Annotated in this window: 15 protein-coding genes; 7 read left to right on the top strand and 8 right to left on the bottom strand. The window is 46.4% G+C overall.

Annotated features, from left to right (window positions below):
* Nucleotides 1–264: 264 nt before the first annotated feature.
* Nucleotides 265–1,299, top strand: coding sequence for an alcohol dehydrogenase catalytic domain-containing protein (locus DESLBE_RS05815; RefSeq protein WP_172625384.1), 1,035 nt, complete (start codon nt 265–267; stop codon nt 1,297–1,299).
* Nucleotides 1,300–1,599: 300 nt separating this feature from the next.
* On the opposite strand, the gene DESLBE_RS05810 is transcribed toward DESLBE_RS05815, so the two are convergent.
* From DESLBE_RS05810 to DESLBE_RS05790, 6 genes are all read right to left on the bottom strand, one after another.
* Nucleotides 1,600–2,898 carry an MFS transporter gene (locus DESLBE_RS05810; RefSeq protein ID WP_144675644.1) on the bottom strand — a complete coding sequence of 433 codons (1,299 nt, stop codon included), beginning with the start codon at nt 2,896–2,898 and terminating at the stop codon, nt 1,600–1,602.
* A 236-nt stretch (nt 2,899–3,134) separates the two neighbouring features.
* Nucleotides 3,135–3,374: an NAD(P)-dependent oxidoreductase gene (locus DESLBE_RS27240; protein ID WP_282433879.1), complete on the bottom strand. Its 240-nt coding sequence runs from the start codon at nt 3,372–3,374 to the stop codon at nt 3,135–3,137.
* 19 nt (nt 3,375–3,393) lie between these two features.
* Nucleotides 3,394–4,113: an NAD(P)-dependent oxidoreductase gene (locus DESLBE_RS27235; protein WP_282433878.1), complete on the bottom strand. Its 720-nt coding sequence runs from the start codon at nt 4,111–4,113 to the stop codon at nt 3,394–3,396.
* 51 nt (nt 4,114–4,164) lie between these two features.
* The gene (locus tag DESLBE_RS05800; RefSeq protein WP_144675642.1) at nt 4,165–5,355 is read right to left on the bottom strand and encodes a M24 family metallopeptidase; all 1,191 of its coding nucleotides are present in this window, start codon (nt 5,353–5,355) and stop codon (nt 4,165–4,167) included.
* A gap of 170 nt (nt 5,356–5,525) precedes the next feature.
* The gene (locus DESLBE_RS05795; protein ID WP_144675640.1) at nt 5,526–6,188 is read right to left on the bottom strand and encodes a Crp/Fnr family transcriptional regulator; all 663 of its coding nucleotides are present in this window, start codon (nt 6,186–6,188) and stop codon (nt 5,526–5,528) included.
* Between the two features lie 270 nt (nt 6,189–6,458).
* Nucleotides 6,459–7,421, bottom strand: a complete 963-nt coding sequence (locus tag DESLBE_RS05790; RefSeq protein WP_144675638.1) for a helix-turn-helix transcriptional regulator — start codon at nt 7,419–7,421, stop codon at nt 6,459–6,461.
* A 234-nt stretch (nt 7,422–7,655) separates the two neighbouring features.
* Here DESLBE_RS05790 and DESLBE_RS05785 point away from each other — a divergent pair, with 234 nt between their 5' ends.
* The gene (locus DESLBE_RS05785) at nt 7,656–9,425 is read left to right on the top strand and encodes an FAD-dependent oxidoreductase (protein ID WP_144675636.1); all 1,770 of its coding nucleotides are present in this window, start codon (nt 7,656–7,658) and stop codon (nt 9,423–9,425) included.
* Between the two features lie 43 nt (nt 9,426–9,468).
* Complete coding sequence (locus tag DESLBE_RS05780) at nt 9,469–9,831, top strand: FMN-binding protein (protein ID WP_018305920.1); 363 nt, start codon at nt 9,469–9,471, stop codon at nt 9,829–9,831.
* Nucleotides 9,832–9,998: 167 nt separating this feature from the next.
* Here the strand turns inward: DESLBE_RS05780 and DESLBE_RS05775 are convergent, their stop codons facing one another.
* Complete coding sequence (locus DESLBE_RS05775; RefSeq protein WP_243131239.1) at nt 9,999–10,892, bottom strand: LysR family transcriptional regulator; 894 nt, start codon at nt 10,890–10,892, stop codon at nt 9,999–10,001.
* Between the two features lie 186 nt (nt 10,893–11,078).
* Here DESLBE_RS05775 and DESLBE_RS05770 point away from each other — a divergent pair, with 186 nt between their 5' ends.
* The 3 genes from DESLBE_RS05770 to DESLBE_RS05760 all read left to right on the top strand — a co-directional run bounded on the left by DESLBE_RS05770 (nt 11,079) and on the right by DESLBE_RS05760 (nt 14,629).
* Nucleotides 11,079–12,761 carry an FAD-binding protein gene (locus tag DESLBE_RS05770; protein ID WP_172625383.1) on the top strand — a complete coding sequence of 561 codons (1,683 nt, stop codon included), beginning with the start codon at nt 11,079–11,081 and terminating at the stop codon, nt 12,759–12,761.
* A 39-nt stretch (nt 12,762–12,800) separates the two neighbouring features.
* A complete protein-coding gene (locus DESLBE_RS05765) occupies nt 12,801–13,229 on the top strand; it encodes an FMN-binding protein (protein WP_144675632.1) in 429 nt (142 codons plus the stop codon).
* A 155-nt stretch (nt 13,230–13,384) separates the two neighbouring features.
* Nucleotides 13,385–14,629 (top strand): MFS transporter, encoded by a 1,245-nt coding sequence (locus DESLBE_RS05760; RefSeq protein WP_172625382.1) that lies wholly within the window; start codon nt 13,385–13,387, stop codon nt 14,627–14,629.
* A gap of 136 nt (nt 14,630–14,765) precedes the next feature.
* Here the strand turns inward: DESLBE_RS05760 and DESLBE_RS05755 are convergent, their stop codons facing one another.
* Complete coding sequence (locus DESLBE_RS05755; RefSeq protein ID WP_172625381.1) at nt 14,766–15,431, bottom strand: phenylalanine--tRNA ligase beta subunit-related protein; 666 nt, start codon at nt 15,429–15,431, stop codon at nt 14,766–14,768.
* Between the two features lie 232 nt (nt 15,432–15,663).
* Between DESLBE_RS05755 and DESLBE_RS05750 the strand changes: the two genes are divergently transcribed.
* Nucleotides 15,664–16,539, top strand: a complete 876-nt coding sequence (locus DESLBE_RS05750) for an AraC family transcriptional regulator (RefSeq protein ID WP_144675626.1) — start codon at nt 15,664–15,666, stop codon at nt 16,537–16,539.
* Nucleotides 16,540–16,649: the final 110 nt, after the last annotated feature.

Below are 16,649 nucleotides of genomic sequence, written 5' to 3'. Positions count from 1 at the left end.
GGTAACCTGCCCCAATTGCGAAAGAAAAACCTACTTGCTGACGGATTCCTGTATCTTCTGCAACACGCATATCCCGGAAGAATTGAAAGAGGCAGCCAGACAGGCGTGGCAGGCAAAGCGCCGGAAAAACAAAGAGTAAAGAAAAGGGCCGCCCGGACATCGAATCTAAAGGTTGAGAAAGATGCTTGGACCGGGCCCGCCGGACTTAAGTTCGGCGGCCGGAGCCCAGGCAGCCGATAATCAGATGAAAAGGAGTTGGAATGCTTGAAAGGTTTAGTATTAACTGAGCTGGGCAAAATCGAACTGCAGGAAGTGGAGAAACCCCGTATTATCAATGATACGGATGTCATCATCAAAATCACCCTGACCACCATTTGCGGCAGCGATATCCATCTGATGCACGGCCAAATTCCCTCCAAACCTCCGTTTGTGCTGGGGCATGAGTATGCAGGCGTAATCGAGGAAGTGGGGAAAGCGGTAAAAAAATTCAAACCCGGAGACAGAGTGGCTGGACCAGCAGCACCTTATTGCGGGCAATGCGAAAATTGCCTCAAAGGGAATATCCAACAGTGCCTAACCGGAGGGATACATGGCAGCGGCCCCACTGCCGGCAATCTTTCAGGCACCCAAAGCGAATACATCCGGGTTCCTTTTGCTGATGTAGTGCTGCTTAAAGTACCCGACCATATTAATGATGAGCAGGCTATTTTTATCGGTGATGTGCTGTCCACAGGGTTTTACGCCCTTGATGCTGCGGGAACACGTCCCGGTGATAAAGTCGTCATTTTTGGGGCTGGTCCGGTTGGGCTGGCTGCCGTTGAATCAGCCAAGCTGTTTGGCGCTGCTCAGATCATAGTGGTTGATTATAATCAATTCCGCCTGGATGTAGCCAGAAAGATGGGAGCTACCAGCATCATACGGGCAGAAGAGGATGTGGTGGGCACTATTCTCAAACTTACAGATGGACGGGGAGCCAATGTAGCGGTTGAAGCTGCCGGCGATGCCAAGGCCTTCCATGAAGCGGCGCTTTGCCTGGATGTGGGCGGGTGTGTCTCCGTGGTCGGGATTGGCGAAGAAATGAAAATCCCATTGCCTCAAGCCTTCGTCAAGAACATAACCGTCAAAATGGGATTAGGCTATCTGGGCAATATGAAAAAACTTCTGAAGCTGTACGGAAATGGTCAGATCAACCTGGAACCCCTGTTTACCCACAGAATGAAGCTGGATGACATTGAAGAAGGCTACCGCCTGTTCGAAAAGCGGGAAGACAATGTCATCAAAATTGCCATTACTATTTAATTACTCTATATCATCAGCAATGTTTGCCTATCGAAACATGAGCTGCAGATTTCATTTACCAAATAAAATTTAAGGAGAAAATACTATGTGCTTTAGACCACCTTCCGCAGGAAAAAAAGTTATATGCGAGGCTTGCGGAACACCTAACCCGGAAATTGTTAAAAACTGCATTAAATGCAAGGCTGAGCTTAAAAAAGATGCCGCCCCACCCAAAGAAGAACCGCAAAAATAGCAAAAGAAAACCTGATGCCCCTGACTGCCGGTAGGCGGCAGGAGCATCAGGTTCTTTGCTTAAACTAATCAATCATAAGCAGCCTTTCTGGTGAGTGCGGATGCTGCCAGTCCGACTAAGGCAGGAATGAGAAGAAAACGGAAAATATCCACCGGTGTCATCCCCTGGGCAACAAATATGCCGATAACGATGGGTGAAAGGGCTCCGCCCAAGCGGGTTACACCGGCGCCAAAGCCCAGACCGGTGCCGCGAATCGTCATGGGGTAATTGGCAGAAGTAAAGGGATAGATTAAACTTTGCGCACACAAGGTGAAACCTAACAGGAATAATAAGACTGCAAATACCGTGGTTGTCGACTTAATCGTCATTAAAAGGATGAATACTGCATTGATGATATAGTAAAAGATAAGCGTTTTCTTATAGCCGAATCTTTGGGCAATTTTGCCGCTGACAATCCCGCCGAAGATTAACCCCAAGTAGAGCAAGGAGTTCAGCAATAAGGCCGAATTCAGACTATAGCCCATTAAGGTGATGATTTTCGGCAGCCATACCAACAAAGAAGAAATGATAAACATATTGACAAAGAACATAATCCAAATCAAGATGGTATTCCAGGCCAGACCGCCTTTAAATAGCTCCGTTACGGATTGCTTCACTGTTTGTACGGAGTCCACCACATATTCATCATCCTCTTGGGGCACAAAACTGGGATCTGCTTTGGTCAGAACGGAGGCGATTTTACTCTTAGGATCCTTCTTCAGGGCAATAACCATTGTTTCCGGGATCTTAAGCAGGAAAGGGATGATGACCAAGCCGAAAATCGATATGCCAAAGAGTCCTCTCCAGCCAATTAAGGGAATCAATCCGATAGCAATCAGGGATGTAACCATTTGACCGATGTTGATACCGATGATATTGCTTGTGAGTAAAAAGCGTCTTGAGCTTTTCGGCGTAAATTCCGATAAGATTGAATTGGCGATGGGAGTAATCGCGGCGATGCCCATTCCCGCTAAAAAACGACAGGTGGCAAAAAGGAGAATATCATGGGCAACTATGGCGCAAAGGGCAGTAAAACCAGTATATAAGATAACGGCCACAACGATCATTTTCCTTCTGCCGACTCTGTCGGTCAAGTAGCCTAAGAGCAGCGCTCCTACGACAGCTCCCCAGAGACTGGCGCTGCCAAGAAGACCGCCTACTGAAGCACTTAGATTCAGATCCTTCATAAGCATGGGCAGTGCTGCTCCATAAACCGCCTGATCAAAACCATCAATGATTAGTGCAAATAATATTATGGTCCAGATAGAACGAAAGTAATTATTCATCTTACTGTTGTCAATGACGTCATTAACATTTACTTGGCGCATGGATTTAACCCTCCTTCATAATGAGAAGACATTGGAGCTGGAGCTTCATGGATATTAGTTCATTAAAGTTCACCTCCAAAACCTATAGGGGGTAATTGCCTGTTTTGTTCTATAAAGCACTTGTTTGCCTGAAGGATACTGGTTTTCATAACCCATAACTCGATAGATCGTTGTTTGAGTTTTTAAAACCGAACACAGATTATGAGCTAAACCTCATGTTAAGTGATCACCATTCACTAATAACCCTTATTTTTGTTGATTTTATTTAATATATCTTGGTTATTGATAAACTTTTTAAGACTTTCACAAAACTGATTCATGGCTCTATCCATATAAAAAGGGGAATCCGCCGCCGTGTGCGGTGTAATAATCACGTTAGGCATATCCCACAAAGGGCTGTCCTGGGGCAGTGGCTCATCTTCGACACAATCCAGTCCGGCGCCCCCGATATCACCGTCTTGGAGGGCTTTGACCAAGGCCTTTTCATCAATGACCTTACCCCGGGCAATATTTGATGATATATGCAGTTTTCTTCATAAGCTTAAACTCTTTTTCACCAATAAGTTTTGTGGTCTCCGGTGTAAGAGGGACCACTACGACAACGAAATCCGCTTGGCAAAGCAATTTGTCCAGCTGATGGTCAGGATACAGTTCATCAACCCATTCACAGGCGACAGGCGTTCTTTTGGTCGCGACAACCTTCATTCCGAACAGCTTGCATTTCTTGGCAACTTCCTCGCCAATACTGCCTAAGCCAATAATTCCTACGGTTTTGCCCTGAGTTTCATCAGGCTTATGCTTCAGCCATACTTTTTCCTGTTGCTGTTTGAGCAATACCGGCAATTGGCGGAGAGAGGCCAGAATCAGGGCCATGGTATGCTCAGCCATGGGTATGCCATGTATCCCTTTAGTATTGGACATAACCGCATCCAAACTCATGATTTCCGGTATGGTTAGTCCTTCGATTCCGGCAGATACAGCGTGGATCCATTTTAAGTTGGTGGCTTTAGTGCAGAATTCTACGGGAGAGTACTGTCCCCAAGTGATGAGAACATCGGCGTCCAGATCCCCGGGCAACAGCTCTGATTCAGTATAAGCCCGGACAACATTTACCCCTGGGACCGTTTGCCTGATCATGTCCAGATGCCGTTCTTCAAATTCGATAGGAACTTTGTTGGTGGATTGAAATAAGATTGCGATTTTCTTAATCTCCATTTGTTTCCCTCCAGATTTCCCGATTTATAGATTGGCTGGTATTTTAAACTGTTAAAGTATGATCAATTCCTGAGGTGTTTTTTGAAGACGTTCAGCACCATTTTCTGTAATTAAGAAATCATCGCAGCAACATGCAAACGCTTTGTCATTGGCAAGGATGGGGTGTAAAGCAACCACCATATTGGCCTTCAGCTTAAGGGTTTCATGCTTGACAAAGGCCGGTCTCTCCACTAGATCATAGCCCTGGCCATGTCCGAACAAACGTCCTTCCGGAGGGAATCCGGTCTTGCTCATAAAACGGTTAACCTGATCGATAATTTCTGGCGGGTTAGCGCCGGGCTTTAATAGACTTGCGGCGAAATCTTGAATTTTTTTGGATGCTTCCCATAGATCATGCAATTCTTGAGAAGGCTCGCCCAAACACCAGGTCCTCATAATCTCTGAGTAAAACCCGCCCGGGCCATTGGCTTCCACCATGATCAATATCTGGTCCCCGGAATTAAGCTGACGGTTTTGAAAAAATGTGTCCAGATGAGGGGTTGGTGTTCCGGCTGGGGATGAGCCAAGCATAATAAGTTGTTCCTCACTGCCTAAGTTCTCCAGCAAGCGTTTGATTTCAGCTCTGATTTCATATTCGTATATCCCGGGACGAATAATAGCCGGCATAGCAGAAGCAAAAGCATCATGCACTTTGACAGATTCTCTGACATAGATCAGCTCATCCTCACTCTTAACTGCTTTGATCTCGTCGGCTAAATCGGAAGCATCAACCCAATCGACATGGGGGAGATGCTCATGCAAGTATTGATATAAAGCTGCATTGATCAGCCCCATACCAACAATCCCCACTTTTTTGTCCTTTCTGCCTTTGATCACTTTGACAATTTCCTCGGCATCGTAATGGTTAGTATAATGCAGCGTTCTCAGATAAGGAGCTCCCTGCCTGGTCTTGATACCTCTTGCCGACCAGGCAGGGGGTGCAGGGTTTTGGGCAGAGGAATGGAAGATTGTCGTCATTTCATCATCGACTGGAAACAGCACCGTAACAGGATAGGCGTGCTCAGCAGGTATATCAATAAAATACCTTACATATCCGCCCAAAAATTTATTGTCATTTTGCATAACAAGCAGATCGATACCTTGAGCTTGCATAGCTTCTCTAACCAGACTCCACCGTCTTGCCAATTCTCGGGTTGGGATAGGGAATCGAATTCTTTCCTTAAAAACAGTGTTTTCCGTCATAAGAATTCACCACTCCTTTTTGTGTTTGAGCTAAGTATAAATTACAGGGTGAATTAAGTTATGTTAGCTGGCTAACAAATCGGAAAATTATCAATTTAAAAACAAAGGCAAAAAAAGAGAAGTGTTGCGAAATTTTAGCGGTAACAACACTTCTCTTTTTAGGTAGGAAATTAAATAGTATCACACTCATATTTGGGAAATATCAGCTTGTTCCTTTCCATTATGATGTGCTTTTTTTTAGATAAGTCTTTTAAGATCAGAGATACGGTTGGCCTGGAGCAGCCTGTTAAATCAGCAATGGTTTGATGCGTTATCGGCATATCCACCTCGATATATCCCGCCTTCTCTTGCCCAAAATTTTTACATAAACCTAATAACAGCTTCTCTATACGATCTTCAGCCTCTTCAAATACCTGATCGCTTAATTGTTGAATCTGGATTTTCAGCTTGCGGCTTGTTGAGTAGAATAAAGCCTGATACAGCTTCTTCTCATAATAATCCGACCCCAAATTTAAAGAACTGTCCAGGGCAGCCGCGGTGACGTTTGTCAAACAAACAGCGCTGGTAAGCCGGGGGGAATGATCCATGATCAGCTCGCCAAAGAAGCACCTCGGTTCATGGATCGAGAAAATAGTTTTCTTACCATCTATGCTGACCATATTTATTTCAATTCTGCCCTGAAGGAGAAGATAAATCTGATCGCTCAGCTCACCTTGTTCAAAAACAAACTGTCCCTTTTTGTATTCTTTGGTTTGATAGACTTCCAGCACTTTTTTTACCAGCTCATCATCGAGCATATTCGTAGTCCAAGGCAGCCATTTATTTTCTTCCATAAGCTCACCATCCGTTAATTATTTTATGGTCTTAGGACAGAACTATCTGTGTGTTGAAAATCAAAAGGCTTCGTGCAATTGACTCGAGTATAAAATTGAGTATAAAAGGGCTTAGGATAAGTATAAGCAGAAATTTATCTGTTTTCTGTAAGCTATCTAACAAGTAAAAAAATTATAATAATTTGCATAGAGCTCAGAAAAGGCTGTGAGCTGACTGCTCCAGCCTTTTCTAAGTTCTATGTCCAATTGTAATTAAGGGAAATGTAGTCTCTAAATATCAAGTTTTTCCGTCAGGATATTTTTCTCATCAGCATATTTTCTGCGGTATGCCCCGGGAGTAAGTCCATAGGTTGCTTTAAAACAGCGGTAAAAATAGCTCTTGTCGTGGAAGCCCGTGCTTTCCGAAATATTCTGCACGGAAAGCTCTGTGGAGACCAGAAGCCGGCGGGCTTGTTCCAGCCGCATTTCCTGCATTTTGGTCGTGAAATTGCAGAGAGCCTTTTTTTGAAACATGGCCGAAAAATAAGCGGGATGGTAGTTAAAATGGGCGGCTGTGCTGGCAAGGGTGGCGGTCGTGAAATGATCGGACATGTATTTGAGAATATCCCCGATCAAATAATCTTTCATCATACTGGATTCGTTGATCACCAAATGGGTACGGTGGATGCGATTAAGATTGGTCATGAAAAGCACTGTGGAACAGCGCACCGTTTTGACGGACAGATCATCCGTATTGCTCAGCTCCAGCTGCAGGGCTTTGGCGAACTGCTGAATCGGCATTTCCCGGCTGCAGTCAAAATACAGAAACTCATCCTTGCAGTTGCTGAGGCCAAAGAAACTATAAATAAGATGGCAATCGGCCAGCATGGAAATAAACAAGCTGTCAAACAGTTCTTTTTTGTACAGGGCCAGATAGATCTCTGCACCATCTTTAGGTTCAACGACAAAATTGCATTGGCTGCGGAATAAAAAGATGTTTCCGGCAAAGCAGGTTGTTTTTTGTTGCCCGATCAGAACAGTGGCCGGTCCGCCGCAAAACAAAATGCTGACATGGCTGCTGGAGCAGTGTACGGGGTTGTCGCCAGCGGGCAGAAGCAGCAGAGCAAAGAGGGCGTCACTTTGTTCGAAAAGTAACTTGTCTTGAGAGAAGGAGCCGCTTACCGGGTCAAAACAGAACTGCTGCTTTGATGCTGCCAAAACGTTTGGAAGCTGCCGGGAAGGAATAGTTGACATAAGACGTTCTCCTTTCTGAACGACCTGGATCTCTTTTGCATGTATAGTATAGCCTGTTTTAAGGCAAATGATAAGACTAATGATATGACAGCTGACCATGTATTGAATTGAAGATATTAAAATAAGCCACTTTTTTGACTAAATCAGAGAGATGTCCAGAGTAATAGGGCCTATGGTATCATTTTCATGTGAATTCAAGAACAAAAACCGAGGCCAATAAAGGAGGAAGCTTAAATGGAAGGTAGAGAAAAGGAGAACAGAACAGGAATATCCCGCAGGGATTTTCTGAGAGGTGCGGCCATCGGTACGGCAGGTGTAGCCATGACCGGTGTATTGGGAGCGTGTGCCCCGGTTGCAACCCAATCCCCTGTGGCGGAGACTCCGGCAGGGGACCCCGTACCTTCCGGCAAACTGCCCTGGCTGGGCAAAGAACCGGAAATTGCCGACGCCAATGTGGAAGAGACAACCACGGTGGATGTTATTGTGATCGGTGCAGGTGTGGCAGGCGTCGCGGCAACCCGTTCGGCCAGTGAAGAAGGGGCTGCGGTAGCGGTATTTGAGAAGGGCAAAGGCCCCCAATGCCGCAGCGGTGAATACGCAGTGATCAACGGTAAGCTGCAGGCACGCTGGGGCCGGGACAATATGGACCCGGATGAATTGGTGGACAGCCACATGAAAGAAAGCTCCTATAAAGTCAAGCGCTCAATTATGTCGCGCTGGGCTAAAGGAAGCGCTGAAGTCTTTGACTGGTTTATTGCTGCCAAACCTGATATATATATTTGCGATACCTCCCGCAGCGATGTTCCGGATGAGCATAAAGACGCCTTTTTAGCTCCCCTTCTGCACCCGCTGCCAGAGCATTACAATTACAAAGAGGAGCAGTTCCCCACATTTCCCACTTCAGTCATTCTTTCACCTTCTCAGGCGCCGGTGGTCAACGCCAATATGGATAAAGCCATCAGCACCGGCAAGGTTAAACCTTACTACGGCCACTTCGTGGAAAAACTGATTATGGAAAACGGCCGCTGCACCGGGGTATACGCCCGCAACGCCCAAACCGGCAAGTATGTCAAAGCCATCGCCAATAAGGGTGTCATTCTGGCCACCGGGGAATATTCCAGCAACGATGAAATCCTTAATTACTATTGTCCGGAAGTCCTGGAAAACAATATCCCCCGCATCTGGGTCAATATCGATGTGGAAGGCAATAAGACCAATACCGGGGACGGGCTGAAGTTAGGGGCCTGGGCCGGAGCGAAAATCCAGCAGCACCATGCTCCCATGATTCACCACATGGGCGGGGAGGCCGACATTGAAGGCATCGGTGTCATGGGTATTGCCGGATTCCTGCAGCTGGACGCTAATGGAAAGCGTTTTATGAATGAAGATGTACCCGGTCAGCAGGTAGAGAATCAGATTGAACTGTTGAAGGGGCAATACTCTTACCAGTTCTGGGATGCCAAATGGAAGGATGAAATCCAATATATGCCGGCCGCCCATGGAACTCCCTGCTATTACGATGAATCAACGCCCAAAAACAATGCAACCAGCGCCAATCATAAAAGTCAGGCCCAGTTGGATAAAGCAGTCGCAGACGGGCGCTGCATCAAGGCGGATACCCTTGAAGAACTGTTGAGCAAGCTGGAAATCGATCAGGCGACAGCCCTCAAATCCATCCAACGCTATAACGAGTTATGCCATAAGGGTAAAGATGAAGATTTCGGTAAAGTTGCCAAGCGTCTGTTCCCTCTGGAAGCAGCACCCTTTTATGCAGTCAAGATGACCACGGCTGCACTGCTGGTCTGCATCGGCGGGCTGGAAAGCGATGAAGAATGCCATACCTTTGATGAGGACCGCAATGTGATTCCCGGCCTCTATGCGGCGGGAAATGTTCAAGGCAACCGTTATGGAGTGGAATACCCAATCAGCTTAAAGGGAGTTTCCCATGCCACGGCTTTATTCTATGGCTATATCGCCGGGAAGAATGCCGTAAAACAGATTTGACTCTATCCAATAGATTTTTTGATGAACAGAGGGGGAGAATATAATGAAAAAAGCCAAAATGATTTCGTTAGTAGGTGTTATTTTATTCGCGGTGTTTTTGGTAACCGGATGCGGATCCCAATCTGCAGATGCCGGACTGTACAAGGACGGAACCTATGAAGGGTCCAGTGATAAAGGCATTCATCCTGGGCTTAAGGTCTCGGTTACTGTCCAGGGCGGAAAAATCGCCGAAGTTACGGTTGTTGAGAATCAAGAAACTCCAGGCGTGGGTTCCATGGCCATCGAAGAGCTGCCCGGTAAAATTGTTGAAGCCCAATCCACTGAAGTGGAGGCGGTCAGCGGCGCCAGCCTGTCCTCGGCAGCTATTAAGGAAGCTGTAGACAAGGCTTTGGAGCAGGCTAAATAAGGTTTTTATTTCCGTTTGCATTTTCCTGACAGTTTAGAGAAGAAAGACGGCCTTACCCTACATTATAGTGGGGTAAGGCCGTTTCTTATTGACAAGAGCTGCCATTCGCTCATGAGCTCCAGGCCGGTGACTTCGTTTTCACCAGAACAGGAAACAAAGCAACGCTGCTACAGCCCATAGTTTTCCTTGATAAATTTGATAAACAACTGCACCGGTTTGGACAAAGGCTTATATTTTTTGTAACTTAAATAGACATCCCACGGCAAGGGGGGCTTAAAGGGGACTGCTTTATCATCAAGATTTTTCGGCACATAACGATAGGCGTAAGTCCCTATACCAATGCAGCCGGGCAAAGCAATCCGGTCTAACACCAGTGTCGTGTCTGATGTTAATTCGTAATTCAAGGTAATATTTTCGGTTTGAGCCGCCTTCTCTAGAATATGGAATTTCTTAAACAACTCGCCCTTCATGACGATTTTCTTATTTTCCAAATCCTTTAAAGTAACATAATCTCTATTATTCAGGAAATTATTGTTGCAGCGTGTTACAACGCAAAGCTCGGAATGGAGGAGCAAAATCGATTCATACTCATTCTGATTGGGCAGTTTATTGATATTAAAGCAGACATCAACCTGGTCGGTTTCAATATATTCTTCCACTATCTTGTCCGGTAATTCAATGTAATCGGAATTCAGCTGCGGGTATAAATGCCTGAACTTTTTAAACAAATCAATATCAAGGCTGCCCAAAGAATCGGGTGCAGCTGCCACACGGAGATAACCTGGTTCAATTCCCGACAACTCTTTGACACGCCGGTCCACAGAGTGATAATGCTCCAGCAATGCTTTGGCATCAATCAAAAATTGCCGACCGGAATCGGAAAGGATGAGGTTGTGGTTTTTCCTTATAAAAAACTGGCAGTTATATTCCTTTTCCAACTGACTGATTGACTTGCTTAAAGCCTGAGGAGTAACAAACAGAACTTTGGCTGCCTTGGTTAAACTGCCGCACTTTGCTACTTCAACAAAATAATAGATTTGTTTGATCTCGATTTTACCCACCTCCCGGTTCGAATTTTGTCAATATATCAATTAAAAGTTAAATGCATGTAAAAAGGAGTTGCTTGATGTGAAAATTATAACTTATATAATATAGATAATCAAGCCTCGGAACTAGCAATGAAGAATGGTGGTTCCTGGTTGGGCTTCTTTCCGAGAGGCTGCTTATTAAAGGGAGGTTTAATTGCAATGGAAAACAATCAAAATGGAATTTCCAGAAGGTCTTTTCTAAGGGGTGCCGCAGCAGGTACGGCCGGTGTTGCCATAGCGGGCATGCTGGGAGCATGTGCTTCGACCCAAACCGCCGCTCCGGCGTTCACGGGTGTACCCGAGACCTGGGATAAGGAGGCCGATGTGGTCGTTGTAGGCTCAGGCACCGCCCTCACGGGAGCATTGAAAGCCCAGAGCCAGGGCATGTCTGTGCTCGTGCTGGAGGCGCTGGGATTAGTCGGGGGGACCACGGCGCTGTCGGGAGGAGCGGTATGGATTCCTTGCAATTCCTATGCCCAGGACAGCAAGGAGGCTGCGCGCATATATATGACCAAGGTCGCGGACGGCCTTTCCACCCCTGAGATCATCGACGCTTATATTGAGCATGGTTCGGAGATGATTGACTTTTTGACCGAGACAGCCGGCATTAAGTGGGCATTGGCCGACCGCACCGACTATCATGTCCAATGGGAAGGCGGAACCCGCAAGGTCAGGACGCTTAAGCCTTTGGATGAAAATGGCCAGCTATCATCGTTAGGTGCGGGATACACCAAGCCTGAAGCGGATACCCTGGTCAAGCTGGGCGGGGAGATTATGGTGAAGACGACTGCTGAACGCCTGATTGCACGGCCGCTTGCGGATGGAAGGCAGGAGGTCATCGGGGTTGTTGCCAACAGCGAGGGGAAGACGTTGAATATCAAAGCGAAGAAGGCGGTCCTGCTCGGAGCCGGCGGTTTTGACTACAACGACGAGATGAAGGCGAGATATCTGCCTATTCCCAGCCCTTGTTCCTTTGCGGTCTCGAGCTCTGACGGCAAGGGCATCCTGATGGCTCAGGCTGTGGGAGCCGATCTGCACCTTATGCCGTATGGCTGGGGCCAGGTCGCTTATTCCGTCATCGGCAAACAAGCCTACGAAAAGAGGGTTATCGATATCAACATTTGCCCGCTGTGTTATCAAAATGATTCCAGTTCGATGTGGATCAACCGACATGGGCGCAGGTTCTGTGACGAGGCCTCCGACTATGATTCCTTCTGGTATGGCTTTGGCGGCGGCAGGGATACGACCGGTGATATGGCTTATACCAACATTCCCGCCTGGTACGTCTGTGATCAGGGCAATCGCGATCGTATCGGGGCAGGGGGAGCAGGCGCTGTCGCCACACCGGACGCACCTGGGAAGCTCTGGGGCGTCGAGCCTGACGCTGAACCGCCCGAGTGGGTCTACAAAGCTGATACGCTGGAGGAGCTGGCGGCGAAGATCGGTATTAATGCTGAAAATTTTGTCGAGCAGGTGGCGCGTTTCAATAAATATGCCGCCGAAGGGAAAGATCCCGAGTTTCATCGCGGTGAATCGCTGTTCGACCAGGGGGGACCGGGGCGCCCCGCAGACTGCCTGGAGCCGATGAACAAGCCGCCATATTATGCTGCTGAGATTGTTCCGTTCGTTCAGGGCACCAAGGGAGGGCCCAGGACAAATGAAAAGGGCCAGGTCATGCATGTCAACGGTGATATTGTGCCGCGCCTGTATGCCTGCGGCAATATGGCCGGCATGGGCGGCCCCGGCAAGTACTATCCCGGTGCCGGCGGGACGGTCGGCCCAGGTATGGTGTTTTCCTATCTCGCCGCCGTGGACATGACCAACCTCGAATCGTGGGAGTAAAAGCAGAATTGACGTAAAAAGCAAGGAGGAAAATTTAATATGAACCGGATTATAAAGAGCAGAGGGTCGGCATTGGCTTCATTCGCAGGTGTTATTTTGTCTGTTGTATTTTTGGTGACCGGCTGCGGTTCGCAAGCCGCAGAAACACAATCCCCAGGAACACAATCCCCTGATACACAACCCGCAGACACTTCAGCGTATAAGGATGGAACGTATCAAGGCTCCAGCGATAAAGGAGTTCATCCGGGACTTAAAGTAGAGGTTACTGTTAAAGACGGTAAAATCGCGGAGGTTAATGTCGTCGAGAATAATGAAACCGTTGGCGTCGGTTCCATCGCAGTGGAACAGCTGCCGGGTAAAATCGTTGAAGCGCAATCTACCGATGTGGATTCCGTCAGCGGAGCGAGCCTGTCTTCCGCAGCCATTAAAGAAGCCGTTGACATAGCTTTGGAGCATGCTAAAAAGTAATGTTTCAGTAATCAATAAAGTCAAAAGAACAATCCTTTTTTACTTGAAACCCGTGTACAATCTCTGCTACACGGGTTTTGACAGTATATCTGCCTGGCAGGATGCTATCGATAGGGCGGATAAGAGACAAGCAAAAATTAACTGGAAGTGGTAAAATGTCGGATAAAAAGTTTTTCTATGGTTATATCAATGTAATCTTATGCTTTTTGATATTTATGTTTACATCTGGTGTTGCCCAGGGAACGGTATCCTTATATATTCACCCAATTACCGAAGATCTGGGTTTTTCAAGAGCATCTTTTTCGGCCATCATAAGCATAACAGGTATATTTATGGCGGTTTTTAGCTTTTTGTTCGGGCTTGTCACAAGAAAAATTGGACTTAAAGAGATGATAATACTGGGCTGCATCTTTATTTCTCTGGGCTATGGGCTGTTCTGTATAAGCAATAACCTGTATGTATTTTATGTTTTGGCAGGTTTGGTGGGTATAGGCAGTGCTTTTTGCACGAACACTCCTTTGTCCGCAATCATCACCAATTGGTTTATTGAAAAAAAGGGATTTTATTTGGGGTTGATGCTTGCCTCAAGCGGAATCGGCGGATTTATTTTCAATCCGGTTATCGGCGGTATGATCGTCAAATATGGCTGGAGAAAGACAATCCTTTTTGAAGCTATCATGATCGCAGCTGTAGCTCTTATAGCGGCAATCCTCCTTGCTCCCCGGCCAGAGGATAAGGGAACTGTTGCTTTGGGGACCCAAAAGGTCGTTGCAGACCGAGATAGGAATGCAGAAATTGTCATGCAGGGCCACACGTTCAAAGAAGTTCTTAAAACAGGAAGCTACAAACTGCTGATTCTGGCGATTTTGGTACAAGCCATCGGTATACAGGCTATGAACTATACCATTGCTCCAAATCTTGTGGACAAAGGATTCACTCCCGTTATCGCTTCTACAGTTATGTCTGTGGTTTATGCTTTCATGGCTATTTTTAAAATAGTGCTGGGAATGGTCAATGACAGATTTGGCTTGAAAATGACTTTGCTGATTGGCTATGCTTCTTCGGTAGTGGCAGCCGTTAGTTTTATTCTTGTCAACAGTAGCCTCGGTCTGGCCTATGTGGGCGGTGCTTTCTATGGGATTGCGATGGTCATGATGTCTGTTCCCTTACCCTTATTCGTCGCCGAATTATATGGTCAAAAAGAATTCGGGGCAATAATGGGACCGCTTATGACAGCTATAGCGGCTGGGATTGCAATTGGAGTTCCGGTCATTAATGTTTTCTATGAAATATACCACAATTATGTATTTGCCTATATTATTGAAATCGTATGTGCTGTCGCATCATTTGCCATGGCCATCTTAGCTCTGAAAATGAAGCCAGGAGCTTCTCACCCTTGAGCATCTTTCTTGTTCGCTAAGTCTCTTATCTCAACATGGTTTTTAATCTTTCAGACAATCGTTATCGCCGCGCGATCTTTTATGTTAAATTCTTCAGTTTTACTTCTGCATAGATTGCGATTATTAATCTCTGTTATCAGCACTTTTTTACTATTGCTTTTTCCGCCTCAACGACTCCGCAATAATCTCTTAAATACGAAGCAAGCTTTTCCAGCCAATAATTCAGTTCCTCTGTACCGTCAAAAGAATAGATAATGGTAACTATGTTATGCCCGCCGGGTTGGATCATAGCTCGGCGGCTGTCGCTGCTGGGGTTGCCAAAAGGCCCTGACTGATCATAGAGGGTAGGCAGGTATTCGATGTTCACAGCAGATTTCCCTATACCATCGTAATGGGTTCCCTTTTCGGCACGCCGAAGCTCAAGGTTCCCCTGGAGTTGGTCCGTATCATATGAGCCGATGGAGTAGCCGGAGGAAATGGAAATGAGATTATTGATCTCGACAATGTTATTGATGCGATAGAGCCCTTTGCCTTGCGCGATACGGCGAAGCATAGCTTCCGCAGCATTGCGATAGTCATGAGGAGATTTTCCAAGGGCCTTATAGGCTTGACGGGTTGCGGCAATATGGGGATTTTGAGCTATTTTTTCAGTTGAATAGCTCTCTGATAATGCTGCGACTGCAGCGTCAAATAATATGAGCAATTCCTGTGTGCTGGGAACAACGTCAGCCTTGTAAGATAAAACGCCTAAGGCAGTTCCCGGACAAAGCGAATAGACCTCATCTGAAATAGAAATCTTCATGTTTTCATCCACTCTTTCTATCATTGCCCTTAATATAAATGACCATAGAATAAATGACACCAGAGAGCACAGTTGTCCCTCTATGTAATCGCATTGTATAATTTCTTTCGTAGTAAGTAAATATGGAATGACTCTCGCTTACTCTGTCAAAACCTGTGATCATTCGCACCATAATTATCAGGAATCCATTTTAACGCTTTGCTATGATTCATTTGAAAGGAGGCCATAAGCAATGAATATGTTGGCTCAATTTAATGAGGTCATGGCTTATATTGAAAAAAACTTGCTGGATGATATTGAGCCGGGGCAGATTTCCCGTATAGCCGGCTGCTCAGAATATCACTTTCGCAGAATGTTTTCTTTTCTGGCCGGAATGCCTTTAGGTGAATATATTCGCCGCAGACGGCTGTCATTGGCGGGTACGCTGTTGAGAGCTGAACAAGTCAAGATTATCGATTTGGCATTGCAGCTGGGCTATGAGTCCCCGGAAGCTTTCAGCAAGGCTTTTCAAGCCATGCATGGAGTAGCTCCCTCTCAAGCCAAAAAAGCAAATGCGGAACTTAAAGTCATGCCCCCCATGACCTTCCAATTAACGATTAAAGGAGGAACAGAAATGAACTATCGCCTTGTGGAAAAAGATGAATTCTATATCGTCGGGTTTAAAAAACGGATTACCATGCAATTCAAAGGCATTAATCCGGAAATGGATTCCTTAGTACAAAAACTGACACCTCAAATCATCGCTGAATTGAAAAGTTTGTGCGATACCGAACCCAAAGGCATGCTCAGTGTATCCGCGAATTTTGATGAGCGCACCGCAGAAGGCTCCCAGCTTGACCAGTACATTGGCGTTGCCACATCCCAGGCAACTTCCAATCACTATGATCTGCTGCATGTTCCGGCAGCCACCTGGGCAGTGTTTAAAGCGGTGGGTACTTTCCCGGAAGCTCTTCAGGATACATGGGCCAAAATATACGCCGAATGGTTTCCCGCATCAGGATATGAAATGACCGGGGGTCCTGAATTATTATGGAACGAAACCCCGGATACCAGCAAGCCCGATTACAAAAGCGAAATCTGGATTCCTGTCCGCAAAAGTATCGGCTAAATTCATAGCGGCTGTCCCGGCAGGACAGTTGGAAAGGCAGCAAAAGACGACAACCGGCGGAAGCTGGCAGTCGTCTTTGCTTATTGTTGACATGGAAGGAAAAAGAGCCT

The sequence above is a fragment of the Desulfitobacterium sp. LBE genome (genome assembly GCF_007830365.1).
Lineage (GTDB): Bacteria > Bacillota > Desulfitobacteriia > Desulfitobacteriales > Desulfitobacteriaceae > Desulfitobacterium > Desulfitobacterium hafniense.
This window is presented reverse-complemented; position numbering and strand designations above follow the sequence as displayed.